Here is a 25617-nt window from a genome sequence, read left to right as displayed (position 1 = left end):
CCTCCCCGGCACGAGTAATTGCTGAGCGGGACGTTGCTGCTGACTTCTGGAGGGCCTTATTTCTGGTTCGCGCGGATCCAGGGATTAATGGTTTCTTCAAGCCAACCCGGCGATTGGCCCAGCCGGAAGTCCGGGCTGGGAAGTTTCCCTCGGTTCATCCAGACCCGGATCAGCCCGATGTTCTGGCCGGTGGCTGCTGCTATCTCTGCGTAGCCCAGCAGCGGGACCTCGGCATTGTCTTCCGGCATGTTCGCAGTCTACGCGCAGCAGTGGAGCGCGTCTCTGGCGAACTTGCGCGGTCAGTACGTAACCACAGGATCTGAGTCGTCATCGGCATCCACCCAGGCGGCGAAATCTGAATAGGACATAAAGGAGTAGTAGTCACAGAAACGCTGTGTCGCCTTTTCAGGCTTGCTCATGCTCCTTACCGATTCCTTCTACCTGGTGTGGTTTTTACACCAATATTGTAATGCCGCGTAACAGGTCCTTTGGTGACAAATAACAAGGTTGTTATGCGTTCGAGACCTCCCTTGGGTGCCCGACACCTCGCCGAAACTGCAGTCCGGTGCGACACAGAAAAATCATGTTTCGGAAACGAGGCAGCAACGTCGGTACGCCATGCTGATGGAACCTAGTGATGCGGCTTCAGGGGAGGAATGACCATGGCAGGGCAAGGGAAGGTGCGTGTCCGGGACTGCGCGGAGCTCTCAGCAGGTGATGACATCGAGGCGTGGCACAAAGGCAGGTTATTTCACCGCGGCCGGGTGACAAGAGTGCTTCCGTCCACCGGGCTTTTCTGGATGGAAGACCTCACATCGGGAACGCGGCGCCTCCTGGACGTTGAGGCGCTGGATGTGGTGCTGGCTGATCCGCCCAAGGCTCAGGCAGCAGCCGGCCCGCAGCGTGTGGAGCAGCCAAACATGGACCCGAACCATGTGTGGTTCTCGTCAGCGTAGAACAAGTTTTACGTCCAAAACCGCGCCGGGTTCCTAAAGCTGCAGCCTCCTCTACCGTTCCAGCGTCAGGGGCCTTTGCAGTCCGTTGATTGACGTTGTGGGCCAACGCGGATCAACACTCAGGATGGCGATCCCTGATTCGGTCAATTGCGCTGTGTCCTCAATCTTGACGCCCGGCCCGGAGGGATTCCATGTAAACGTCTGATTCAGGACTACTTTGTCCTCCGTGGCTGCGGTAGCCCGGGGATCGCGCCCCGCATAGCCGGCCACACCTCCTTGGTGATGCAGTGTCCATTGATCCGGCCCAAAGCCATGCCGTGCATACGACCTTTGGATCTCCCGAAAAATGCTGTTCAGCCTGACGCCGGGAACCGTCGCATCAAAGATATCCGCTTCAACAGCCATAAGGCGGGACTCGGCGTCGAGCTCGGCGGGAGTGCCGCCGTCGAACCTGACCCAGCGGGTCACGTTGGCAACAAGGCCGTTCCGGCGGGCGCATACCACTGCCATCGCCCTGCGGCCCAAAGGGCTATGGGTGGGAAGAGGGTGCCGGAACTCGCTGCGGCTGGTCCCGTTACAGAGAAGCACCAGGGGTTCCGCGCCCATCGCCACAATCCGGCTGGCAAGCTGGGCGGCGATTTCGAATTCGGTTGTCCCGGGAGTGGCACGCGAGAGGACATCAGTCAGGACTGCAGCCGTGTCCGCGTTGAGCTGGGCGTAGCGGGCACTTTCGGCCGGGAGGAAGGCCTGGCGGGCGCCCCGCAACTGTGCTGCAACTTCTGACTCGGCCAAGGGGTTGCGGCCAGCCAATTCTCGCGCGACGGCTTCGAGGGAACCGTGCCAGGGAGCAGCATGCACAGATACCCCGCGGGGCACTTCCTCGGCTGCCATTCTCTCGGCCTCGTTATTGAACGTCACCAGATGATCGCCGCTGCGCGTCACGAGCACCGCTGCGATCGGGGCTCCCGCGAGGCTGATGTGCATGCGGCTGCCGTCCAGGTACCAGCAGAGCGAGGTGTTGCTCGTTAGCAGCAGGGAGTCCGTCCCTGCGCCGTCCATGATGTCCAGCACGCGCCGTCTTTTGACCTCTCGGTCTTCTGCGTTCCCCGGGGCAGTCGACGTGTTCTCCGTCGATCTGGCCGGTGCTGACGCTTCCGAGGCTGACGTTTCCACAGCCGAAGTATTCGGACCCGTGGAGTCAATGATTACCTTGTTCATGAGTTGTCCCCCAGGGAGTCGATGAGATGTTGGATCTCGGAGGTGTCCAGGCGTCCGTCGGCCACGAGCACTGTGACACTCCGTTCAACAGGGTCACCGGCACTTGCTATCACTGGTTGTTCCCAAGCCAGGGCCTGGCCGACCCCCGGATAACCCGAGACCCTGACGAACCAGGGGTCCGCAGAGCCCTGGGCTGATACGAAGACAAGAGTGGCCGCTTTGCCGCCTACATCGGCGCTCCATGCCAACCATGGTGAGACACTCCCGTGCACCGTTGCTTCGCCGGAGCCGCTGGCCGTGCGCACCTCGACGTTTTCGCCAGAGGGCAAGCGCCAGAAAAACCCGCCGTAACCACCCTCGTGCCGTCCGTTCGACCCGGGACTCCCCAGGCGGACTGGCCGGTCGCCGGCAGGAGAGAGGGTGAAGCTAAGGCTCAAAAGCCACGTTTGGGGGTCGACGGCGGCCCAGTTCCACTCGCGTCGTTCGCGGAGGACAGCCTGGCCGTCCGGTGCAAGCCACTCGAGATTCTCAGTCAGCGATCCTTCAGCCTGTTCCGTAGAGGTGATGACGATCCGGCCATGATCGGGCCGCCAAACGTATGCGCCGGCCTGCCGGGTATAGGTCCGCCCGCCCCAGAAATTGACGCCGTCTACATCCTGGATTGCCACCCCTGCGCCGAGGTGCCACACATGGTCCTCCGGAAGGTGATCTGTCACCACCGTCCCCGAGCGTGTGGCCACCGGATGAAGATAGGGACGTGGGGAGGAGGTGGGCATAATGTTGCCGCCATCATTTTCGACAGCCAGGGTGCTCCCGTCCAGGATGAGCTTTACGCCAGCCTTTTCAGCAGGCCTGGCCCAGGCGGCGCCGAGCTCACTGAAGGTCGACTGCGAAAGGACTGCGCGGCGGATAAGTGCCCGGATGTTATGGATCACCGGATGGGCGGCGTCGCCGTCGCCCTCCCACGTCACATGGGCGGCGCCGATTGGCAACGGTGGCTCTGCTGTACGGATAGCCTCCAGCACAGTCATAAACGCTCCGGTTCCTTTCAACGGGCTTAGCAGGGCAGCGCCGGTTCGACGTGCTTCAAGCAGGTTCTCCAGCAGGTCTGTTCGCGGGAAAGTTTCGCTGCGCTCGCCGTCGGGAGTGGTGATCGCCAAACGGTCCTCCGTGTAAAAGAGCTCAGCCTTGCCCTGTGTCCCGAAGACGGTGATGGAAGGAGCGGTTTGCTCGTCCGCACACAATGTCAACGCGCAGAGCACGAGCGTCCCGGCAGACGTGCGCACCCGGATGACGGAGGTGTCATCGCTTTCGGTGTTGTGAGCGTGGTAGAGGTCCGTCTCAACAGAAGCGACGTCGGCTGTCGTATGAGCGGCGGCGATGCTCAGTGCCGTGGCCACTGCGTGAGCGAGGGCATTCGTGGCCACGCCGTCCACAACATCGGTGCCCTGCAGGCTGCGCTTTCCGGCCCAGCGGGAGCGTTTGAAGTAAGCGAGGTTCCGCACCCACGTTCCCTCTGCGCCCACGCTCCGGACTTCGCCTATCTCTCCCGATGCAATGAGGCGCTCTATGGCAGGAAGTGCATGGGAGCCCAGGCTCTGGAATCCCACCTGTACCAGGCTGCCGGCTTGTTCCGCTGCTGCCAGGACGGCATCGAATTGGGCCATCGACCCCACAGGAGGCTTCTCCATGTACACGTCGGCACCGGCAGCAATCGCTGCGAGGGCAAGTGGGGCGTGGGTCTGGATAGGGGTCGCGAGGATAACCACATCGGGAACGGGGCCAGTGCTGAGCAGTTCGTCCAACGAGCTGTAAACACCCACAGCCTTGCCCAGAGTTCCTGCCGCGGGGGGATTTGGATCGGCTACTGCCACGAGCTCCACCAAGCCTCCGGCCCGAAGCCGTTGCAGGTTATCCAGATGGTGCAGCCCGTAACCGTGGGCGCCTACGAGGGCGATTCGAGCGGGGGATACGTTCCGGGAGGGGGCGGTTTCGGAGAGGGCAGTTTCCGGACGGCTTGTCCCCGTGGTCGTTTCAGTCATGACCTGGTCCTTGATGTTGAAGCTGAAGCATTCTCTGTCTGTAAGAGTAGCTCAGAAAACGGTTTCTCGTATGGTGGGTGCAGCTTTCGTCCCTTGATTGGACGGGGCTCCCGAGGCAGGCTATGCCTCGATCGCGGGCGGACAATTCAGCGTGTCCTGCAGGAATTGAATTGCTTCCTCCTGCATCGAAACAGTGAACTCATGGCCGCCCGGCCAAAAGCTTCCTCTGTAATGGCCCGCCATCTCCAGCGCTAGCAGCTGCGCGTGGGCATCGCGCATTCCCTCCTCTGGAAACAGCTCGTCAGCCAAGGCGTACTGAACCAGCAAGCTATCCGCAGAGGAACGCGCAGCCAGCTCAGGCCAGTCGCCGAGGCGCCGAAGGCCCGGTGTCTGCAACAGCCAGGAGTGGGCATCAAGGTAGGCAGGAACCAGCGAATCGAAGGTAGTCATCATGCACGTGACAACGTAACTCCGAACCCGTGGACTCAATGCGGCAAGGGTGAGAGAGCGGCCTCCGCCGCCAGAGAAACCGATACATCCCAGCCTGTCGGACGCCACGCCGGGCAGCCCTGCCAGAATCTCCAACGCTGCCAGGTCGTCGTGGGCCACCATACCGGCGAAGCTCGTCCCTAACAGCCCGGCAGCCTTGGCCACAGTGTCTTCATGAATGGCGGCCGCTGCGTTGTACAGGTCCGCTTCGGAAGGCACGACGCCGGCCTCCCGCCACTGAGCAAGCCTCGCCTCCAGGGCCGTCTCTGTCCGCCACGGTGGCGTGGCCAGGTCGAACCGGCGGCTGCCCCAGGCGAAGGTGTCGTGGGCGAGAACCGCGAAGCCGCTTTTGGCCAGTTCTCTTGCCAGGCCTCGACCGTCATAGTGGGCCATCCGGGACGCTTCTGCCAATGGATGACCAGCCGGAAGCTCCACCAGCCGCTCCGCCCCGATGAACTTGTTGCCGCCGTGGCAGTGCATGGCCAGAATCCCGGGCAGTGGCTCAGTGACTCCGCTGGGGCGCAGGTACCAGGCGCGGGTGGTGGGCCCAAAGCCCAACTGCCAGCTGAGCTGGGAGGTGATGACGCCGTCGTACTCTTCTTCCCACTCCGTCACTGGAACCGGGATGCCGGAAGACTCAGGAACCCCGAGTGCACTCGCGAGCTCTTGGGCCGCTGCGGAATGGGCGCGGTGCAGCCCGGTTCCACGGAGGATTCCCCGGACGTATTCCGGCCAGTCCTCATAACCGGGAATTGCGCTGGGCCTTGGGTGGGCCTTGGCCTGGTGGGATTTGTGCTCTGACAAGAGGACTCCGAATGGTTGGATGGACGCCCTTAGACAGGGCTGCAGTCACGGCTAGCCGAGGTTCTGGTTTACCTCGGAGATCAGGGCCTTTGCGGCGTCGCGCGGGCTGATCTTGCCGAAAAGCACGTCAGTATTCTGGCGTGTCAACACTTCCATGGTGGCGGAAGATCCGGCGGGGAAGGGCAGCGGAGCTTCAAGGTTCATCTCCGCGACCCGGTCCAGGTAGCCTGCCTCCTTTTTCTGCCCTTCCTTCAGCAATGGCTCTATGGCTGCCTTGGTGTCAGTGTTGGCGGGCATTCCACGGCCGGTCTTGATCAGCTTGCCGGCTTCAGGGCTGTTGACCAGGAAGTTCAGGAACCTGGCGGTTTCCTTGGGGTGCTTCGACTTTGAGGAGATGGCGTATTCCATGGAGCTGCGCAGCCACGTTCCGCCCTTTGCCGACTCTCCGGGAAGCTTGAGCATCTCCAGCGGGGCGTCCGAGTAGGAGATCATTTGGTTGCTCCAAGAGAGCTTCATGCCCTGCTTGCCCTGCCCGAGAAGCGTTTGCTCCGGCTGCGAAGATGCATCCTCAACAGTCTGTGAAGCGCTGGGTGCACCACCGGTTTCCATGAGCTTCTTGTTCAGCTCGAACCACTTGGTGGCAGTGTCCTCGCTGATGGCTAGCTTCTTGCCGTCGTCTGCGTATAGCTTTTCACCATGTTGGCGGGCCCAGACGGCGAGGAAGGAATCGTTGGCCATGGAGGTGGTGCCAAAGGTGCCTTGCGGGGAGTTCTTGGAGATTTTTTCAGCGATGCCCCCGTAATCGTCCCAAGTCCACTTTTCGTCGTCGGGAAGCTCGACGCCGGCCGCCTTGAAGACGTTGGGGTCGATGACCATGGACATCGCGTTGACGCCGGCGGTGACGGTGTACTGCTTTCCTTCTATCTGCCCCAGTTCGACGGTGCCCTCGGCAAACCTGGAGGTGTCAATCTCCTCCTTGACATTTTCAAGGTCCAAGAGGACACCCCGGGTGGCATATTCGCTCGGGTACGAGCCACTCATCGTGAAAATGTCAGGAGTGGTTCCGCCTGCGATCTGGGTAGCCATTTTGTCCCAATAAGAGCTGAATTCTGTGGTCTCGCCTTCGACCTTGATGGTGGGGTTTGCTGCCTCGAAAGCCTTGATGACTTCCTGGGTTGCTTTAGCCCGGGCGTCGTTACCCCACCAGGAAAAGCGGATGGTCACCGGCTTCTCAACCGTCCCTTCCCCGGTGGTAGATGAGCCTGCGCCACAGCCGGTGAGCAGGAGTGCTGAGGGGCCCCCGCCGCGATCATGCACAGGAAAGTTCTCGCGAGACCAAACGTCAATGTCTTACCTCTCGTTTGTGGTTTTCCCGTTCATGGCTCTACAGTGATCCAGACCACAGAAAACGCTTTCTCGAAGCTAGCAAAAGGCTATACAGGAGTCAAGAAAGCGTTTACTTTGGTACGAGAACGCTTCGGCCGGTTGAGGAAGTCCCGACTGACTTTCCCACGGTGAACCAGCGGGGCCGCGATGACAAAGGAGACAAAATGGCCGTGACAACACATGGCATGCAGGGGGCGGCGTTGCCGGGCCTCACCTGTTCCGCAATGATGGCGCAGGGGGCGCCATGAGTGCGATCAGTGAACTTTCCTCACTGAGCCGGCGCAAAGGGCCAGTCTCGGCTGCCGAAAGAAAAGCGAATGGGCGGGATAACAAGGCGGCCTACATATTTCTGCTCCCGTGGCTGGTGGGACTGCTTGCCATCACTATCGGCCCGATGCTGATGTCGCTGTACCTTTCCTTTACTGACTACAACCTGCTGCAGCCCCCTGAATGGACGGGCCTGGATAACTTCACCAGGATGCTCAGCGACGCCCGCCTCCATAATTCACTCGGTGTCACGTTCACCTACGTGCTGGTGGGCGTGCCCATGCAGTTGGCGGTCGCCCTGCTGATCGCGTTGGTGCTCGACAAAGGGCTTCGTGGACTGCCGTTCTACCGGTCTGTGTTCTATCTTCCGTCCCTCCTGGGAGGTTCGGTGGCAGTGGCTATCCTGTGGAAGCAGATCTTCGGGACCACGGGGCTGGTCAATCAGGCCCTCGCGATGGTCGGCATCCAGGGGCCCGGATGGATCTCTGACCCCAGCACTGCCCTCGGTTCCATCATCCTGCTGCATGTGTGGACTTTCGGTGCCCCCATGATCATCTTCCTCGCCGGCCTCCGCCAGATTCCCAATATGTACTACGAAGCCGCGGAAGTGGACGGGGCCAGTACTCTGCAAAAATTCTGGCGCATCACGCTTCCGATGCTCAGCCCAATCATCTTCTTCAACCTCGTGCTGCAGATCATTGGGTCATTCCAGTCCTTTACGCAGGCGTTCATCGTCTCCGGGGGCAATGGAGGGCCGTCCGATTCCACGATGTTCTTCACGCTGTACCTCTACCAGAAGGGCTTTGGCCAGTTCGACATGGGCTATGCGTCAGCCATGGCCTGGTTCCTGCTGGTAATCATCGGCGCATTTACTGCCGTCAACTTCATCGCTGCTAAGTATTGGGTGTTCTACGATGACTAAAATTCAGACCCTTCCCGTGGCGGACAGCAAGGCCGTCGACTCCAGAAGCAAGCCGTTGCCTCCGCAGCGCCCACGCGAATCCTGGGGAAATCTGGCATTCAGCCGCAGTGCCCGCACCAAGGGATTGGTCAAGCACGCCATTCTGATCCTGGCCGGCGGACTCATGATCTATCCGCTGGTGTGGATGGTGGTTTCCTCGCTACGGCCCAACGATCTGATCTTCCGGGAACCGGGGTTGTGGCTCAACAGCCTGGAAATGAGCAACTACACGGATGGCTGGTCAGCCCTGACCCACCCTTTCGGTCACTACATGATCAACTCGGCAATCGTGGTGGTCGGCTCCATCCTGGGCAACCTGATCTCCTGTTCGATGGCCGCCTATGCCTTTGCGCGGCTGCAGTTCAACGGCAAGAAACTGTTCTTCGGCATCATGCTGCTGACTATCATGCTCCCCTTCCATGTGGTGATCGTGCCGCAGTACATCCTGTTCTCGCAGATCGGCTGGGTGAACACCTTCTGGCCTCTGATTGTGCCGAAACTGCTGGCCACGGACGCCTTCTTTATCTTCCTCATGGTTCAGTTCATCCGCGGCATTCCAAAGGAACTGGACGAGGCTGCAAGGATCGACGGCGCCGGGCACCCCCGCATCTTCCTTCGGGTCATCCTGCCGCTCATGGTGCCGGCCTTGGCCACCACCACGATCTTTACGTTCATCTGGACGTGGAATGACTTCTTCGGCGCCCTGATCTACCTGACGGATCCTGACATGTTTACGGTGCCTGTTGCCCTGCGAGCTTTCGTCGATTCGCAATCCAGCACCAGTTGGGGATCCCTGTTCGCGATGTCGATTGTTTCCCTGCTCCCCGTCTTCCTGGTGTTCCTCTTCGGGCAGCGATTCCTCATCAAGGGAATCGCCACTACAGGCATCAAGTAGCCCAGAAGTTGCCGCCAGCTGCGTCTGTCGCAGCTACAGGCGGAGTCAAGACCAGTACTTGTAATACAAGTACTCACCTTGTACTCTCAGTGAGAAAGCGTTTTCCCATTTATTCGTTCCAGGTCAAAGAAGATCGGAGTTTCAAAGTGCCGCTATTTTCCATTCGTGCCTCTCGTCAGGCAGCCACACCAACTCATACCAAGGGGAGCGGCAGATTCAGGCGCGTAAGCGCAACCGCCGCAGCTGCCGCCGTCGTACTTGCCCTCACTGCTTGTGGCGGAGGAGGTTCCCCGCAGGGTGCTGACGGAACAGTGGAGCTGCGCTTCTCCTGGTGGGGAAGCGACAAGCGGGCCCAGGTCACTCAGGCAGCAATTGAGGCCTTTGAGGCTCAGAATCCGGGCATCAAGATCAAAGCCGAGTATGGCGACTGGAGCGGCTATTGGGACAAGTTGGCCACTCAGGTGGCAGCAAATGACGCCCCGGACATCATCCAGATGGACGAAAAGTACATTACGGAATACTCCAGTCGTGGAGCTCTCCTGGACCTTTCCAAGTACGACGTCGATACCAGCAAGTTTGACGAAGCTGCCCTGGACGCGGGTAAGAGTGAAGACGGACTGACAGGGATCGCGGCTGGCATTAATGCTGCGACGATCCTTGCCAATCCGGCAGTTTTCAAGGCTGCAGGAGTTGAACTTCCGGACGACAGCAAGTGGACATGGGAGGACTTCGAGCGGATCGCGGCCGAGGTGACCGAAAAATCGCCGAAGGGGACTTACGGGGCTGCGGCCTATGGAACCGATGAGGCTTCCTTGGGCGTCTGGCTGCGGCAGAATGGCAAGTCCCTGTATACCTCGGACGGAAAGTTGGGCTTTGAGCCCAGCGACATCGCCGATTGGTGGGCCTTCCTCAAGCAGATGAGCGAAAAGAAGGCTGTGCCGTCAGCGGCAGAAGTGGTCGAAGCCGAAGCGGCGCCATTGGATCAGAGTGGTCTGGCTACAGGTAAGAACGGCCTCGCTTTCTGGTGGTCCAACCAGCTGCCAGCACTGGAAAAGGCTGCGGGAGGTGAGCTGAAGGTCCTGCGTTTCCCGTCAAAGACCGGTTCAGCATCCGACGCCCAGCTCTGGTACAAGGCCTCTCAGTTCTGGTCCGCTTCATCCAGGACCAAACATCCGGAGGAAGTGGCCAAGTTCATCAACTTCCTGGCAAACGATGTGAAAGCCGGCGAAGCGCTGCTTGCCGACAGGGGCGTTTACCCCAACTCAGAGGTTCGCGAAGCGATCGCCCCCAAGCTGACGCCCGCCGATGTGAAGGTGGTGGAGTTCATCGATCAGATCAAGGGTGAGCTCGGTGAAGCACCGGCCCCGCCGCCGAAGGGAGCCGGAGCCATTCAGGAAATCGTCAAACGCTACACCTCGGAGGTGCTTTTCGACCGGCTGTCCACCGATGAAGCCGGAAAGAAGGCCGTCGACGAGATGGCGGCAGCTATCAGCAAGTAGCCAAACCATGACGGCGCGCTTTGGCGTCGGACGTAGCTGCTGACGCAACAGCGCAGCGAAGCAAGTTTGCCCCAACCGGATTATTGAGGGATCCGCTTGGGGCATTCTTGTGTCCTGGCCGCCCGCGTGTTTTGATCCACTCCCGCGGTTGATCCACTTCCGGTTGTTGGCTCGGCTTCCGTGGTTATTGGTGGAAGTAGTGGTTTTGGCGGGGTTGTTGGGTGGGGTCGATGTGTGGTGGTGGGATGAACCAGGGGATGCCGTGTGGCATGTGGATGGTCCATTGTTCTTTGTGGATGAGGTGGTGGTGGTGGGTGCAGAGGAGGGTGCCGTTTTCGGTGCTGGTGGGTCCGTTGTGTGACCAGTAGGTGGTGTGGTGGGCTTCGCACCAGGGGGCGGGGATGGTGCAGCCGGGGAAGGTGCAGCCTTGATCGCGGGCGGTGATGGCTTTGCGGATGTGGGGCGGGAAGATGCGGGTGGTGCGGCCGATGTCCAGGATGCGGCCTTCGCTGCCGAGGAGGATGGGGATGATGTCGGCGTCGCAGGCGATTTTGCGGATGGTGGAGGCGGTCACGGGCCCGGTGAACGCGAACGTGCCTGTGCCCGAACCGGAACCGGTCCCGGGGCCTGTCTCATCGTCGGCGCTGGTGCGGGCGCTGGTGCTGGCGTTTGTCTGCGTGGGGTTGGGGAGGCGGGTGAGGAGGTCGCGGTAGTCGATGGTGACCATGATCTGGGGTCTGAGGCCGCCGGCTGCGGGGAGGCTGGTGGTGGTCAGGGCTGCTTTGCAGGCTCCGATGAGGCCGTCGAGGAGTTGCTGGGGCCGGGTCCGGCGGTCCAGGGCTACCGGCTCTCGGGTTGCTCCGTCCACTGACGTTGTGGTTCCCCGCCCACCTGTCTCCGCCGCGGTTGCAGCTGCAGGTGTTCCTGTCGCTCCGCCAACGGTGGCTCCTGGTGTCCCGGGTTCTGGTGGTGTGTGGAGGCGGGGGTTGGTGGCGGTGTTCATGGCGGTGAGGAGGTTTTCGAATTGGTCGGTGGTGGCGAAGATTTCGAGGTGGTGGAGTCCGCGGCGGGTGGGGCGGATGAAGGCTCCTTGGCGGTGGCGGAGTTCTTCTTCGGAGGGTTCGGCGCCGTCCTGGTCGATCGCGTCTGCCCAGCGGCGGGTGATGCGGGTCAGGAAGTCCTGGTCTTCGGTGGCGGCGGTGCGGGTCAGGGCGTGTTCCATCCGTGCCAGGGTGTGGGGGTCTGCGATGTGTTGGGCGCGTTCGAGGGCCAGGGTGATGATGGTCGCGGCGCGGGAGGGGATGGTTCCGGCGGCGAGGGCGGTGGCGAGTTCTTCTCTGGCGGGCGGGACGGGTTGGCCGGTGATTCCGGTGGTGGGTACGAGCGCTGCGGCCAGGGCCAGGCGGCGTCGTGCTTCGACGGCGCTGATCCTCAGCCTGGCCCGGAGGAACTCGGCGGTGTTCCGGCACCCGTCCCCGGCAGGCACAGCAGACCCGGGAGATGCCGTCCCGACTGTTTCCGGGCTCCACCCGGTAGTCCAGCCGTTGGTGGAAGCGGCTCCCTTGGCAGCTTGAGTGCGGGCAGTTACAGGGCGGGCTGCTTCGTGGCGGGTGCGGTCCACGGCTGCGGCGGCGAGGACCTGGAGGTATTCGACGGTGCGGGAGAGTTCCTCGACCTGGCCGGCGAAGTCCGCCGCGTCGGTGAAGCCGGACAGCGCGAGCTCACCGGCCGCCGTCGTCTGCGCCGTTCCTAACAGTTCAAGACTGGCCGCCACCGCACCGGAGACGCCGCCGTCCAAGGCCGGTGTTGCGGGGACGGCTCGCTCCTCCGGAACCACGCCTGGATGGGATGCGGCGGCGGACGGGACTGCCCGCAGCGCCGCCCGCCCCGGAAGCCTGGACCCAGGAAGACTGGACCCGGGAAGACTGGACCTAGGAAGGCTGGACCTAGGAAGGCTGGACCCGGGAAGGCTGGAGCCAGGAAGGCTGGAGGCTGCAACGGCAAAAGCTGATTCCTGGTGGAAGCGGGCGTTGGAGAACAGCCCAAGGCGCGTGGCCTGGTTCGGGGCGTGTTCTCCAACGGCTTCCATGGAATAACTCTGTCAGCAGGGTCTGACAAAATAAGCACAGATGTCAGCCCCCGAAACGCTAATCAGTTAGCCCCGAAAATCCGAACTTTCTGCAAGGCTCATTCCCTGCACAGTGGCCTAGTCTTCGGCGACCACTGCCACGGCGCCGGCTGCTACGGTTCCGCCGAAACGCGTACCCGAAATCAGCTCCATTCCGGAAACTGCAACTGTGGCGTCTGACCTCGAATGGTTGATGGCGAACACGAAACTCTGGCCATCCTCATTGCGGCGACGGGTCAGTTCGACGCCGTGGTCTGACGCAGCAACTGGGGAAACCCCAGATTCGGACAACAACCTGTCCACGAGAGCACCGAGGTTATCCGGATCCGGGAACGTGGCGAGATACCAGGCGGTTCCGTTGCCAACTTCACGCCGGGTAAGGGCTGGAACACCGTCCAAGGGATACTCCGTAAACGTCGCCAGCACCTCCGCGGCACCGTTGCCGTCAGAACCGGCAGCGTTGCCGTCAGAACCGGCAGCGTTGCCGTCAGAACCAGCACCCGCCCCAGCACCGCCCGCTCCAACAACATGGACGTGCTCGCTCCAGGTCGAAGCTGTCCCGCCGTCGCTGAGCTTCAGTTGTTCGCCGCCCAGCAGCGGATGGAATTCTTCAACTCTTATTCCCAAGAGGTCACGGAACGCGCCGGGGTAGCCACCCAACCGGACGTGGTCGTGCTCGTCGACTATCCCGCTGAAGTAGCTGACGAGTACCGTTGCGCCACGACCGGCAGCGGCCGCTATATTGGCGGCGGACTCATCCGAAACGTTGTAGAGCGTGCAGACGAGGACAAGGTCGTAGCCGTCTAGGGATGCAGACGGATGCACGAAGTCGACCGCCACGCCGCGAAGGAACAGGGCCCTGTGGAAGCTGCGCAGGAGGTCCAGATACTTCACGTCCTGGCTCGGGTGGGAGTCCAACTCGGAGGCCCACCACGCCTCGTAGTCGAAGACGATGGCCGCACGGGACTCCACTCGTGAACCGCGGACCGGGGCCAAATGCTTGAGGGCAGAGCCCAGTTCCACCACCTCCCGCCAGATCCGCGTGTCGCGACCGCTGTGGGGGACCATGGCGGAGTGGAACTTCTCGGAGCCCGCATAGCTTTGCCGCCACTGGAAGAACATCACGGCGTCGGCCCCCCGGGCCACATGAGCCAACGAGTTGCGCAGCATTTCGCCGGGAAGCTTTGGCCGGTTGCGTGGTTGCCAGTTGACCGCCGACGTCGAGTGTTCCATGAGGATCCAAGGGGCACCGCCGGCGATCCCGCGCGTGAGGTCTGCGCTGAAGGCGAGCTCCACCTCGGATTCCGGATCCGCCGCTACGAGGTAGTGGTCGTTCGCAATCACGTCCAGGTCCTGAGCCCAATCGAAGTAATCAAGGGACTTCGTGGCGCTGGAGGCCATCAGATTAGTGGTGGCCGGGATATTTGGGGTGACCTCGCGGAGCACAGCAACCAGGGCACGGTAAAAGTCCATTAATGCCCAGGAACTGAAGCGCTTGAAGTCCAGTTGCTGCCCGGGATTGAGAGTGAAGGGAGCCGCGCGGGGAGGCAGAATCTCCTCAAATGAAGCATAATTTTGTGACCAGAAAGCTGTGCCCCACGCATGGTTCAAAGCCTCGATAGTTCCGTAGCGCCGTTCAAGCCAACGGCGGAATGCGGCAGCATCCTCGTCACCATAGAACTCTGAAACATGGCAGCCAAGTTCGTTATCAACGTGCCACAAGGCCAACGCGGGATGGTCCTTGTATCGGTCCGCGAGCACTCGCGTGATTCCAGTCGCGTAGCGCCTGTAAACGGCCGACGACGGCGAGTAGTGCCGTCTGGAACCGGGACCCAGCACCGTGCCGTCGGCGGTCACGGGAAGAATTTCGGGATGTTTGCGCACCAGCCAGGGAGGGGGAGCGGCGGTGGACGTAGCCAGGGCCACTTTGATTCCGGCAGCCGAAAGATTGTCCAGCACCTCGTCCAGCCACGTGAAGTCGTACTCGCCCTCGCGAGGTTCCAGCAAGGCCCACGAGAATATCCCGACGCTCAGGAAAGTAACTCCCGCTTCTTTCATCAGGTCCAGGTCCTCAAGCCGAACGTCCGCCGGCCACTGCTCCGGGTTGTAGTCGCCACCGTAGGCGATGCCGTCCAAGTGGCTCCAGAGAGCTGCGGGCGGGATGGTTTCCTCCGGGGACATGGGACTCCTTTATCTGTAGTGCCAGAAGCGGAACTACCAAAATTGGATCTTTCGGAAAACGCTTGCCCAACGGGGCGATAACCGATATTGTATCGTTTCAGAAGGCATGTTAGCCAGCTCACTACTTCCGTTGTAGGGACCACCCGAACACATGCTGACCCAAACCGAGCAAGGAGGCTCTCATGATCAACAGAAGGAATTTCCTCACCACGGTAGCGCTGGGCACAGCGTCTGCCGCTGTCCTGGCAGCCTGTGGCCAGCCGTCACCCGGGCAGACAGGCTCTGCTGAGAACCCTGTCACCATCAACTACACCTGGTGGGGCAACGATGACCGCGCCGAGCGGACCCGCAAGGCAATCGCGCTCTTCGAGTCCAAGAATCCGGATATCAAGGTCAATGGCAACTTCACCGACTTCCCCGGCTATTGGCAGAAGCGCGCCACCGAAGCTGCGGGCGGCGGTCTGCCCGATGTTATGCAGTGGGACCTCTCCTACCTGCGTGACTACGGCCAGCGCAACCAGCTCCTGGACCTCAGCACCGTGAAGATCGATACCTCGGCCTTCGACAAGTCACTTCTCCCCTCAGGCCAGATCAGGGGCAAGACCTACGGTATTCCTACAAGCACCAACGCGTTCGCTGTTTACTATGATCCCGCCAAGCTTGCGTCCCTCGGCATTGCCGAGCCGGACGGCTCCTGGACGTACGACGAATACAACACCTTCCTAACAGAGGTGGGTACCAAGAGCGGCGGTGCTCTCTTCGGCTCCAGCGACTACACGTCGGTCTGGTGGATGTTCAACATCTGGCTTCGCCAGCAGAACATCGAAGCCTTTACCGAGGATGGGAAGCTCGGGTTCAGCAAGGACGATCTGAAGGAATGGTGGAACAAGGTTGCAGACCTGCGTGGCACTCCCGCCATTATCTCCGAAGAGCGGATCACGCAACTCCTCCCTAAGTCTGCGTTTGGCTCCAACGCCACGGCTACGGAGGTTACCTGGGACAACTTCATGGCCGGCTACCTTGCGGACAGCGGGGCGAAGGAGCTCAAGCTCGTGCCGGTTCCGTCAGACGATCCCGACAACCTGGGCCTGTTCCTGAAGCCTTCCATGCTGATGGTTGCCAGTGCCAAGACCAAAAACAAGGACGCTGCTGCCCGTTTCATCGACTTCATGGTCAACGATCCCGAGGTCGGCCAGATCTTCAAGACCTCCCGTGGCGTTCCTGCCTCCAAGACCCAGCGCGACGGCACCACCTTCGAGGGCACCGACAAGCTGGTTGTTGATTACGAGAAGTCCATCGAGAAGTACCTCAAGGACGCTCCCGAGCCCCCCATCGTTGGTTTCGGCACCCTCGAAGCTTCGTTCAAGCGCATCAGCGCAGACCTGAACTTCGGCAAGCTGGACGTAAACGGCGCAGCCGACGCGTGGTTCAAGGAAGCCGAAGACCTCATTAAGCAGAACGCCTGAGCAGGCAGAATGTCTCAATCAGGCTTCACAACTGACGGAATGAATTCGTGACTCAAAGCCCAACACTGAGCAGGCGTTCGACGTCGTCCGATCTCCCGCAGCCGCGCAAGTCGCGGCAGCGGGGGGGGGACACCCGCGCCGGCTATACTTTCCTGCTGCCCTGGCTGCTGGGATTCATCGCCCTCACCGTAGGCCCGATGATCTCATCGCTCTACCTGTCCTTCACCAACTACAACCTGTTTGAACCGCCCAAGTGGATCGGGCTGGACAACTACATCTCGTTGTTCCAGGACGAACGGTTCCTGCAGTCGGTGGGCGTTACCGTCAGCTACGTGGTCTTCGGTACGCCTATCAAGTTGGCGGCCGCACTGGCCGTCGCCATGCTCCTCAACAGCAAGCGCAAAGGCCAGGGGTTCTACCGTTCAGCGTTTTACGCGCCGTCCCTGATCGGTGCCAGTGTCTCGATCGCCATTGTCTGGAAGGCAATGTTCGGCGACTCCGGGCCGGTTGACCAGGGCTTGTCCTTCTTCGGGATCAACTTCGGCGGCTGGGTGGGCAATCCGTCCATGACCATGGGGATGTTCATCCTGCTGACGGTCTGGCAGTTTGGTGCACCGATGGTGATCTTCCTGGCCGGCCTGAAACAGATTCCGGGCGAACTCTACGAGGCTGCATCAATGGACGGGGCCGGTCCTATCCGGAAGTTCTTCAACATCACCTGGCCCATGCTCTCCCCGGTGATCTTCTTCAACCTGCTCATGGAAACCATCCACGCTTTCCAGATCTTCAACGCCGCGTACATCATCTCGAACGGTGAAGGCGGCCCCGCAGGCTCCACTCTTTTCTACACTCTTTACCTGTACTTGCGGGGTTTCAGCGACTTCCGGATGGGCTATGCGTCAGCAATGGCGTGGCTCCTGGTGATCGTTGTAGGCGTCATCACCCTGATCTTCTTCCGCACGTCCAAGTCCTGGGTCCACTACAGCGGTGATTCGAAATGACGACCATAGCAACCCCAACAGCGTCTGCAGCGGACACACAGGCGCCGCACTACAACCCCAAGTCGGAAACAGCAGGTGCCAAGCGGCTCAAGAGCGCCATTTTCCACGTCGTGGCACTTGCCCTGACGGCAGTGGTGCTCTATCCGGCACTGTGGATGATCGCCTCGTCGTTCAAGCCGAATGCAGAGATCGGTGGTTCGAATACATCCCTGTGGTCAAGCAACTTCAGCTTCGACAACTTTGTGACGGCAATGGATGGCATCGGCGGCGTTTCCACCATGACGTTCTTCACCAATTCACTGATTCTGGCTCTCGGAGCCGTGGTGGGGACCATCCTGTCCGCCAGCGTCTCGGCCTATGCGTTCGCCAGAATCAAGTTCCCAGGACGCAGCATGTTCTTCGGGATGATGATCGCGACCCTTCTCCTGCCGTTCCACGTGGTGATCATTCCGCAGTACATCATCTTCAATCAGCTTGGCCTGGTAGACACCTACATCCCGTTGCTGGTTGGCAAGTTCCTTGCCGCTGACGCCTTCTTCGTCTTCCTGATGGTCCAGTTCATGCGGAACCTGCCGACGGAACTCGACGAAGCAGCAAGGATCGACGGCGCCGGCCACGTCAGGATCTTCGGTTCGATCATGCTTCCGCTCATGAAACCCGCCTTGATTTCGACGTCGATCTTCTCCTTCATCTGGAGCTGGAACGACTTCCTCGGCCCCCTGCTGTACCTCAACACTCCGGAGAAATACCCGTTGCCGCTGGCACTGCGCCTCTTCGTGGACCAGACCCAGAGCTCGGACTACGGCGCCATGATTGCCATGTCCGTCCTGGCCCTGCTCCCGGTGCTGGTGTTCTTCCTGGTGTTCCAGCGGTACATCGTTGAAGGCGTCTCCACCCAGGGCCTGAAGGGCTGACGGAAACTGAAGGGTGGGAGATCTAGGATGAACACCATGGAAAGCACGGGATCAGGGCAGGGGAACCACCTCTCCGGCGACGATCGCATCCCGGTCAATCGCTTTGCACTCTTCGCCGAAGCGCTCCTCACAGGCGCCCTGGTGCTGGTCCTTTCCCTTCCGCTGGTGACTATTCCTGCCGCCTATGCCGCCGGAATCTCCCACTTGGAAAGTCACCTTTCCGGCCGGGATGATTCCATCCGCGCCTTTTGGGGGAGCTTCCGGTCAGCATTGCCGGGAAGCTGGAAATTGGGGGCGACGACGGCGGTGGGGGCCGCCGTGGTCGTCCTCAACCTGCTGCTGGCAACCGTTGGACAGCTGCCGGGAAGGGCAGTCGTACTGCCCGCCACGCTGGTACTCGCCACCGCAGCTGCCGTGTTCCTGCTCAGGACGGCCGCAGCCTGGTCAACCCATCACGACTGGCGGCTGTCTTTGGCGGAGGCGAAGGTTGTTTCGCTCCGTGATTTCAGCGGATCGTTGCTCCTGGTGGCGGCCTTGTTCATGTGCGTCGTGTTCGTCTGGATGCTCGTGGCGCTGTTCGTGGTGGTCCCTGGGGCACTGGTCCTGGCTGCGGCTGCGGTAAAGATCCGCGCAGGGCGCAAGTAACTAAAGCCAAGCGTCAATAACCAAGAGGCCCCTCTTCCGGGGGCCTCTGTTCTCACCCCTCAGCGAGCAAAGTGCCTTCTGAACGCCCAAAATACGCCCAAGCTGATTCCTCCACGAATGCGCGCTGGTACACGCCGCTCCGGTTGCGCAACTACCGTCTGTTCGTCTCGCTTCAGTTCCTTGGAAGTACGGGCGTGTGGATGCAGCGGCTGGCCCAGGATTGGCTGGTGCTTCAGCTCACCGGGAGTCCCGCCGCCGTCGGGCTGGCTGTAGCGCTGCAGTTCTTGCCCATGCTTGTGGTGGGACCACTCAGCGGGATCCTGGTGGACCTCTTTCCCAAGCGGCGCATCCTTCTGGTGTGCCAGTCCGTTGCCGCAGTCCTGGCCATGACGCTCGCAGTCCTGAACGCCAACGGGTCCATTACCGTCTGGGCCGTTTATGCCTGCTGCGTCGCCTTGGGAGTGACCTCAGCCGTGGAAGGCCCCGCACGCCAGGTTTTCGTCAGCGAAGTGGTGGGTGATGATGCAGTCCGTCCTGCTATCGGACTCAACAGCGCCATCCACCAATTGGGTGGGATGGTGGGGCCAGCTTTAGCGGGGGTGGTGATAGCCAAAGCCGGTGTGGCCGCTGCTTTCGCCGCCAACTCCCTGATTTGCCTGGCAGTTCTAGCCTTGGTCGCTGCGATCCGGACCTCCCAACTGCACGTCACCCCGGCCCCAACACGCGGTCGGGGAGAGGTCCTGGCAGGCTTCCGGTACGTGAAGCAGCGCCCCGCCCTGTTGCTCGTGATCCTTCTGAGCAGTCTCATGGGGGTCTTCGGGATGAACGGGCCTGTGGTACTCGCGGCCTTTGCCGACACCATCTGGCATAGCGGAGCCGAGGGCTTCGGCCTGTTCAATACGTTCAGTGCGGTGGGTGCCTTGGCCGGAGCACTTCTGGCCGGGCGGTTAGGATCCCTGGGGCGGCCGGGGCTTGTTGCGGCGGCTGCGCTGTTCGGGCTCTCCCAGCTCATTGCTGCGCTGATGCCGAGCCAGGAGTGGTTCGTCGCCCTGTTGGTGCTTGTGGGGCTCATGACCTTGCTCTTCCTCACCTGTGCAGCAACAACTGTGCAGCTTGAGGCCGGTCCGGAGGTGCGGGGGAGGGTGATGGCCTTGTACCTGCCCTTGTTGCTCGGCGGCCATGCTTTTGGCGGCCTCCTGGCAGGCTGGCTGACCGAGCAGTTCGGGGTCCGCGAAGGGCTTGTGGTCACAGGTGCCCTTGGGATGTTGTCTGCCGCCGCCGTCGGGCTGCTGATGTGGAGGAACTCCGGACGCCCCGTGCGGGGTATGTGAGAACTCGCCTGGGCCCTTCCCGCCCAGTTACTTCTTCCCGGAGACAGATATGCCCGGCATGTTCCGGGAACACGCCGGGCAACCGGTCGGCAACTGGGCTGGAGCGTCAGAGCCGCGTCAGAGTTGGGCCCTCAAGGCGGCGGCCTCAGCAAAATTCAGTCTGCCATCGCTGACCCAGACGGTGAAGTTCCGGGTCAGAGTCTCGCCCGCTGCCAGTTCCACGGGATGTTCCCAGGCAAGGGCTGAGCCGACGCCGGGATAGTCGGTGGCGCGAACGAACCAGGGATCCTGGGACTGAGGCGGAGCAGCGAAAACAAGGCTGGCTGGTCCTTCTGCAAAATCCGCCGTCCACGCTAGCCAGGGCGATACCGAACCGTGGACCAGGGACTCCCCGGATTGCTCCGCGGTGAAGACATTGACGTCGGTGCACAGCGGAAGCCGCCAGAAGAATCCTCCGTAGCCACTGCCTGAGGCTCCATTGGAACCGGGGCCACCCAGGGATGCGCGCACGACGGCGGTGAGTTCCGTTTCGAGGTCGAATCGCCACGTGCGCTGATCGACTTGCGAGGCTTTGGTGATTCGGCGCTCCCGCAGGAGTTCTGAACCGTCCCGTGCCCGCCAGCTCAGCTCCTGTTCCACGCGGCCGGGGGCCACGGTGCACCCGGTTTGGAGGATGGTCCCGTGGTCATCGCGTTCCTCATAGCGTCGGCCACTGCGGGTATAGGTCTTGCCACCCCAGAAGTTGGTGCCGTTGACGTCCTGGAGTGCGAGGCCCACTCCCAGATGCCATGGGTGGTCCAACGGAAGGTGGTCGCTCACAACCACTCCAGCCAGTGTCCGCACCGGATGCAAGTAGGGCCTGGGGGAGAGTCGTCCGGCAAGGGTGGTGCCGGTGCGCAGGGAAGCCAGCGCGCCGCCGTCGTACTGTTCGTGGCCTTCCAAGGTCAATACCCCAGCCGGTTCCAAGGGAAGGGGCCTGGCCCAGGGAAGAGCGAGCTCACTGAACGTCGCGTGGGCTGCGGTCGCACGGTCGAGGGCATCTTCGATGCCTGTCACCACCGCGTGAGCGGCCTCGCCTTCGCCCTCCCAGACGATGAATTCATCCGCAATCCGGGTCGGAGCTTCCGCGGTCCGGATTGCCTCAAGGACGCGCATGAAGGCGCCGCTGTCAGCCAAGGGACTGATCAGCGGACCACCCTCGGTCAGGTGTTCCAGAAGGTTCTCGGTGAGGTCATCCCTGCCAAAGATTTCTCTGCGCTCTCCGTGGGAGGTGAGGACGCTTAGCCTGTCCTCGGTGTAGTGGAAAACAGCCGAACCTTCGGACCCTTGCAGGGTGATGTACGGCTCCACTGATTCCGCAGCGCACAGCGTCAGTGCGCACGTGATGGGGATCCCGGCAACAGTGCGGAGGCGGATCACTGATGTGTCATCGGACTCGATGTCGTTTGCCCGGTAAAGGTCAGTTTCGACAGAGACCAGGTCATCCAACCGGCGGGCATCGGCAATCCGGAGGGCAGTGGCGATCGCGTGCGCCAGTGGGTTGGTGGCCACGCCATCCACAACATCAATGCCGTCGATGCTGCGCTTTCCTGCCCAGCGGGAACGCTTGTAATAGGCGCGATCGCGGACCCAGCGCCCCGTTGCGGTAATCCCCAGCAGATCACCGATCTCGCCCAGAGCCACAAGGTCGCGGATCGCTTCGAGGGCGTGTGAACCCAGGCTCTGGAACCCGATCTGGACGCTGCGCCCGGCCGACTCGGCGGCGCTCTGCAGACGCTGGAAATCAGCCAAAGATGCAACCGGAGGCTTCTCCAGATAAAGATCTGCAGCAGTAAGGGCGGCCAGGGCAAGCGCAGCGTGGGTCTGGATGGGGGTCGCCACGATCACCACGTCCAAGGAAGGGGTGCGCTCCAGCAGGTCGTCCAGGTTGGCGAACACGGCAGTCTCAGCGGGCAGCGCGCCTTCGGCCGGCGGGTTTGGATCCGCGACAGCTACCAGATCTACCAGACCCTTTTCCTGCAGCCTCTTGAGATTCCTGAGATGGTGAGTGCCAAAGCCATGGACTCCCACGAGCGCCACGCGGAGGGCGCCGGCGTGAGCTTCCTTCCGTCTCCGGAAGGCTTCGACATCCGGAGCGCCCTCGGGACGGGCAAGGGGCTGGGGAATGGCGGGGTCGGGAGCGGACGGGGCCATGGCTCTCCTCGTTGTCTGCTGTCTTTATCTGCTGTCACCAGCGTTCGTTAACGCTTGTGGCGCTGGACACTTGGTTTTGCAGGTCTGTAAATATGGCTTTCATTGATGCCGCACGGCGCCTTACTCTATTCCACCCTAGCGCGGCAAGCGCTTTCCAAGGCGCTATATCAGCAGCTTACTTCAATCATGGCGGTGATTTAGCGATTCGAGGTCCGCTCTTGACCAAGTAAAGCCAAAAGGTCTAAGTTTTTGAGAAACCGCTTACTGACGAGGACGTCCAGAGACTGAGCCACCCTTCTGCAACGTTGGAGAGGGTGGCGGCTCCAGGGTCTCGACAGGAAGCCACACGCAAATATAGAGAAAGCCGCAAGATGAAGATTCTGTTGGCGGGCGATTCCACAGTTGCCAATTGCCCCACGAATGAATATCCGATGAGCGGCTGGGGAGCACATCTGGCGGCGGAGGTTTATTCCTGGGCTGCCGTCTACAACTATGCCAAGGGCGGAGCCAGCACCGAGTCTTTCCGTGCGGAGGGACTGTGGGCCGCTTTGCTGCAGGAAGCCGGGCAGGGCGACTTGGTCCTGATCCAGTTCGGGCACAACGATCAGAAACGTCCCCATCTGGCCGCCCGCACCGGTTATGCCGCAAACCTCCGTACCATGCTCACCGAGGTACGCTCGCTGGACGCCAAGCCAGTCCTCTGCACCTCGGTTGAGCGGCGGCACTTCCTTGGCGGAAGCGGAAACGTCCTTGAACTTGAAGAGAGCCTCGAGGACTATCCGGAAGTGGTGCGGGAGGTGGCGGCGGAACTCCACGTGCCCTTGATTGATCTCAACAGCTGGACGCGGGAACTTTATCTACGGCTGGGTGTGGAGAGTTCAAGGGAGCTCTTCTGTCATTTTGAACCGGGGGAGCACGCCTACTGGCCTGACGGATTGGCCGACAACACCCACTTTCGTGAGGACGGAGCCCGGTTGATCGCCGGGCATGTCGCAGGGCAGCTGGTATATGCAGGCTTCGGCTCCAATGAACGCACGTCTTCCAGCGAACGCACGACGGCGGGGATTGCGTAAGTGCCGACACGCCGAGGAAGACACGCCGAGCCACTTAATTCGGCTGTGTGAGACCCGGGTCTGCTGGGTAGGGGGCCTTTAGCGGAAGGCGTCGCCGCTCCGGCTGAGGCGGCCCAACCTCGCGAAATCCGTTTGTCCGTAGCCTCTGGTCTGCAATCCGTGGTCCGCAATCCGTGGGAGGTCGGGTATGAGCCGACGATCGTCAGCACAATGGGCGGGTGCCGCCCGATCCACTGAGGATGTTGATCTGGACGTACTGGTTCCCACCTGTAACCGGCCCGCCGAGCTTGCCGTCACCTTGGCTGGTTTGGCTGGCCAGGCAGACCCGCCCTTTCGTGTCATCGTCAGCGACCAATCATCGGTTGAGCCTGGGTGGGGACATCCCGCAGCGGCAGCCATGGTCCGGTTGCTCGAGGCGCAGGGAAGGCCCACTTCCCTGGTCCGCCATTTGCCCCGGTTGGGGCTGGCGGAGCATAGGCAGTTCCTGCTGGAGCAATCGACTGCGGAGAAGGTGCTGTTCCTCGACGACGATGTCTGGCTGGAACCCGGCGCGCTGGAGAGGATGAGCGACGCCTTGGACCGCTTGGAATGCGGCTTCGTTGGCATGGCGCCCCAGGGGTTGTCTTTCCTCGACGACAAGCGGCCCGAACAGATGGCGTCCTTCGCCGCCTGGGACGGTCCCGTTACCCCGGAGAAAATCAGGCCGGACGCTCCAGGCTTCGAGCGGTGGCCGCTCCACAGCGCGGCCAACCTGAGCCATTTGAGCGCCCAACTCGGCCTGGAGCCCGGGCAATGGGTTCCCTACCGTGTTGCATGGGTTGGCGGGTGCACCATGTATCGACGTGATGCCCTGAATGAGGCCGGAGGGTTCAGCTTCTGGCGCCAACTGCCCCGTGAACACTGCGGCGAAGATGTCCTGGCGCAGTGGCAAGTAATGGAAACCCATGGCGGTGCCGGCATTCTTCCGTCAGGAGCCGTGCACCTGGAATCGCCCACCACAGTCGGTGACCGGAGCGTCGAAGCCTACCAAGCCGTTCTCGGGGCAGTCAGTGGAAACTCCCGGCAGGACCTATAAGGATGCGTCTACGCCCGCCGCCACGCCTTCTGTGCTCTGCCGGACAACAAGCTCGGGAGTGAAGACAACAGCCCTGTGCCGGACCTGCTGTGATTCCAGCTCCTCGGTCAGAAGCTCGATGGCAGTCCGTCCAATGGCCTCAGTGGGCTGGCGGATGGAGGACAAGGGAACCACGGCCGAGACAGAAAAGTCGATATCGTCATAGCCGATCAAAGCAATATCCTCAGGAATGCGAAGCGTGTGCATCATCGTCAGGGACTGCATGACGCCCAGGGCCAGGAGATCGTTGGCGCAAAAAATCCCGTCCGGAAGGTTCTTCGCAGGGCGCTCCACCAGGCGGTTCCCGATCCCCCTGCCCGCCAGAACTGACTGTCCTTCGGAATCGAGGACCTCCAGGGTGGCATCGGACTCTTCCTTAACCGCCCGCTGGGCGCCCCGGAGGCGGTCCGCCACCTGATGAATGGATAGTGGGCCGCCCACGAAGGCGAGCCGACGGCGGCCTATGTCCAGCAAGTGCCGCGCTGCCAGGTAACCACCCTCGTCGTCGTCGACTGAGACAGAGCTGAACATCGCGTCATCGGCCAGCCGGTCCACCAGAACGGTGGGCACTCCGCGTTCCCTGAGGACATTCAGTCGGGCGGTCACGTCTCCTACCGGCGAGATGAGCAGTCCCTGCACGCGCTGTTCCTGGAAGAGGTCAATGTAGTTGGACTCGCGGCTCTCATTGTGGCCGCTGTCGCCGAGGAGGACGGCACTGCCCTGGAGCGCGGCAGCGTCCTCGGCCGCACGGACCACGGAAGTGAAGAAGGGGTTTCCCACGTCAAGCACGATGAGTCCGATGGTTCTGCTGTGGCCGGCTCGGAGCTGGCGGGCCGCATCATTGCGCACGAAACCAAGATCATCGATGGCCTTCAGGACCCTTTCCTTGGTTCGCTCGGAAACACGATCCGGGTAGTTCAAGACGTTGGAAACCGTGCCCACGGCGACACCCGCCTGATTCGCAACATCCTTAATGCTGGCTGTCCGATTCATTTTCTCCCAGTCCTTCTGCTTACTGCCTTCAGGAAGGACGCACCGTAGTCCTCGTCTGCAG

The 25617-nt window shown here is 61.5% G+C and carries 20 protein-coding genes; 11 read left to right on the top strand and 9 right to left on the bottom strand.

Going from position 1 to position 25617, the window contains the following annotated elements:
• Positions 1-56: 56 nt before the first annotated feature.
• Complete coding sequence (locus M1D88_RS16645; RefSeq protein ID WP_458111848.1) at positions 57-248, bottom strand: hypothetical protein; 192 nt, start codon at positions 246-248, stop codon at positions 57-59.
• A 414-nt stretch (positions 249-662) separates the two neighbouring features.
• On the opposite strand from M1D88_RS16645, the gene M1D88_RS16640 reads away from it, so the two are divergent.
• Complete coding sequence (locus M1D88_RS16640) at positions 663-956, top strand: hypothetical protein (RefSeq protein WP_458111847.1); 294 nt, start codon at positions 663-665, stop codon at positions 954-956.
• Positions 957-1007: 51 nt separating this feature from the next.
• On the opposite strand, the gene M1D88_RS16635 is transcribed toward M1D88_RS16640, so the two are convergent.
• From M1D88_RS16635 to M1D88_RS16620, 4 genes are all read right to left on the bottom strand, one after another.
• Positions 1008-2015, bottom strand: coding sequence for a M24 family metallopeptidase (locus M1D88_RS16635; RefSeq protein WP_458114557.1), 1008 nt, complete (start codon positions 2013-2015; stop codon positions 1008-1010).
• A gap of 155 nt (positions 2016-2170) precedes the next feature.
• Positions 2171-4216: a DUF6807 family protein gene (locus M1D88_RS16630; protein WP_458111846.1), complete on the bottom strand. Its 2046-nt coding sequence runs from the start codon at positions 4214-4216 to the stop codon at positions 2171-2173.
• A gap of 120 nt (positions 4217-4336) precedes the next feature.
• Positions 4337-5509 carry an acetylesterase gene (locus tag M1D88_RS16625; protein ID WP_458111845.1) on the bottom strand — a complete coding sequence of 391 codons (1173 nt, stop codon included), beginning with the start codon at positions 5507-5509 and terminating at the stop codon, positions 4337-4339.
• Positions 5510-5560: 51 nt separating this feature from the next.
• Positions 5561-6826, bottom strand: coding sequence for an ABC transporter substrate-binding protein (locus M1D88_RS16620; RefSeq protein ID WP_458111844.1), 1266 nt, complete (start codon positions 6824-6826; stop codon positions 5561-5563).
• Between the two features lie 313 nt (positions 6827-7139).
• On the opposite strand from M1D88_RS16620, the gene M1D88_RS16615 reads away from it, so the two are divergent.
• From M1D88_RS16615 to M1D88_RS16605, 3 genes are all read left to right on the top strand, one after another.
• Positions 7140-8084 (top strand): carbohydrate ABC transporter permease, encoded by a 945-nt coding sequence (locus tag M1D88_RS16615; RefSeq protein WP_458111843.1) that lies wholly within the window; start codon positions 7140-7142, stop codon positions 8082-8084.
• The gene (locus M1D88_RS16610) at positions 8077-9018 is read left to right on the top strand and encodes a carbohydrate ABC transporter permease (protein ID WP_458111842.1); all 942 of its coding nucleotides are present in this window, start codon (positions 8077-8079) and stop codon (positions 9016-9018) included. Before M1D88_RS16615 ends, M1D88_RS16610 begins: the two co-directional genes overlap by 8 nt.
• A 146-nt stretch (positions 9019-9164) precedes the next feature.
• Positions 9165-10517, top strand: a complete 1353-nt coding sequence (locus M1D88_RS16605; protein ID WP_458111841.1) for an ABC transporter substrate-binding protein — start codon at positions 9165-9167, stop codon at positions 10515-10517.
• A 184-nt stretch (positions 10518-10701) separates the two neighbouring features.
• Here the strand turns inward: M1D88_RS16605 and M1D88_RS16600 are convergent, their stop codons facing one another.
• Complete coding sequence (locus tag M1D88_RS16600; RefSeq protein ID WP_458111840.1) at positions 10702-12606, bottom strand: DUF222 domain-containing protein; 1905 nt, start codon at positions 12604-12606, stop codon at positions 10702-10704.
• Between the two features lie 117 nt (positions 12607-12723).
• Complete coding sequence (locus tag M1D88_RS16595) at positions 12724-14826, bottom strand: beta-galactosidase (protein ID WP_458111839.1); 2103 nt, start codon at positions 14824-14826, stop codon at positions 12724-12726.
• A 182-nt stretch (positions 14827-15008) separates the two neighbouring features.
• On the opposite strand from M1D88_RS16595, the gene M1D88_RS16590 reads away from it, so the two are divergent.
• The 5 genes from M1D88_RS16590 to M1D88_RS16570 all read left to right on the top strand — a co-directional run bounded on the left by M1D88_RS16590 (position 15009) and on the right by M1D88_RS16570 (position 20183).
• The gene (locus M1D88_RS16590; protein WP_458111838.1) at positions 15009-16292 is read left to right on the top strand and encodes an ABC transporter substrate-binding protein; all 1284 of its coding nucleotides are present in this window, start codon (positions 15009-15011) and stop codon (positions 16290-16292) included.
• A gap of 47 nt (positions 16293-16339) precedes the next feature.
• Complete coding sequence (locus M1D88_RS16585; protein WP_458111837.1) at positions 16340-17293, top strand: carbohydrate ABC transporter permease; 954 nt, start codon at positions 16340-16342, stop codon at positions 17291-17293.
• The gene (locus M1D88_RS16580; protein ID WP_458111836.1) at positions 17290-18207 is read left to right on the top strand and encodes a carbohydrate ABC transporter permease; all 918 of its coding nucleotides are present in this window, start codon (positions 17290-17292) and stop codon (positions 18205-18207) included. Before M1D88_RS16585 ends, M1D88_RS16580 begins: the two co-directional genes overlap by 4 nt.
• A gap of 27 nt (positions 18208-18234) precedes the next feature.
• Entirely contained in the window at positions 18235-18852 is a 618-nt protein-coding gene (locus tag M1D88_RS16575) for a Poxvirus protein I5 (RefSeq protein ID WP_458111835.1), read from the top strand.
• Positions 18853-18923: 71 nt separating this feature from the next.
• The gene (locus M1D88_RS16570) at positions 18924-20183 is read left to right on the top strand and encodes an MFS transporter (protein ID WP_458111834.1); all 1260 of its coding nucleotides are present in this window, start codon (positions 18924-18926) and stop codon (positions 20181-20183) included.
• A 117-nt stretch (positions 20184-20300) separates the two neighbouring features.
• On the opposite strand, the gene M1D88_RS16565 is transcribed toward M1D88_RS16570, so the two are convergent.
• Positions 20301-22376 carry a DUF6807 family protein gene (locus tag M1D88_RS16565; protein ID WP_458111833.1) on the bottom strand — a complete coding sequence of 692 codons (2076 nt, stop codon included), beginning with the start codon at positions 22374-22376 and terminating at the stop codon, positions 20301-20303.
• A gap of 371 nt (positions 22377-22747) precedes the next feature.
• Between M1D88_RS16565 and M1D88_RS16560 the strand changes: the two genes are divergently transcribed.
• Positions 22748-23449, top strand: a complete 702-nt coding sequence (locus M1D88_RS16560) for a rhamnogalacturonan acetylesterase (RefSeq protein ID WP_458111832.1) — start codon at positions 22748-22750, stop codon at positions 23447-23449.
• Between the two features lie 187 nt (positions 23450-23636).
• Positions 23637-24524 (top strand): glycosyltransferase family 2 protein, encoded by an 888-nt coding sequence (locus M1D88_RS16555; protein WP_458111831.1) that lies wholly within the window; start codon positions 23637-23639, stop codon positions 24522-24524.
• On the opposite strand, the gene M1D88_RS16550 is transcribed toward M1D88_RS16555, so the two are convergent.
• Positions 24519-25556 carry a LacI family DNA-binding transcriptional regulator gene (locus tag M1D88_RS16550; RefSeq protein WP_458111830.1) on the bottom strand — a complete coding sequence of 346 codons (1038 nt, stop codon included), beginning with the start codon at positions 25554-25556 and terminating at the stop codon, positions 24519-24521. The genes M1D88_RS16555 and M1D88_RS16550 overlap by 6 nt on opposite strands.
• Between the last annotated feature and the right edge of the window lie 61 nt (positions 25557-25617).

The organism is Arthrobacter sp. R1-13 (assembly GCF_054161475.1).
This window is presented reverse-complemented; position numbering and strand designations above follow the sequence as displayed.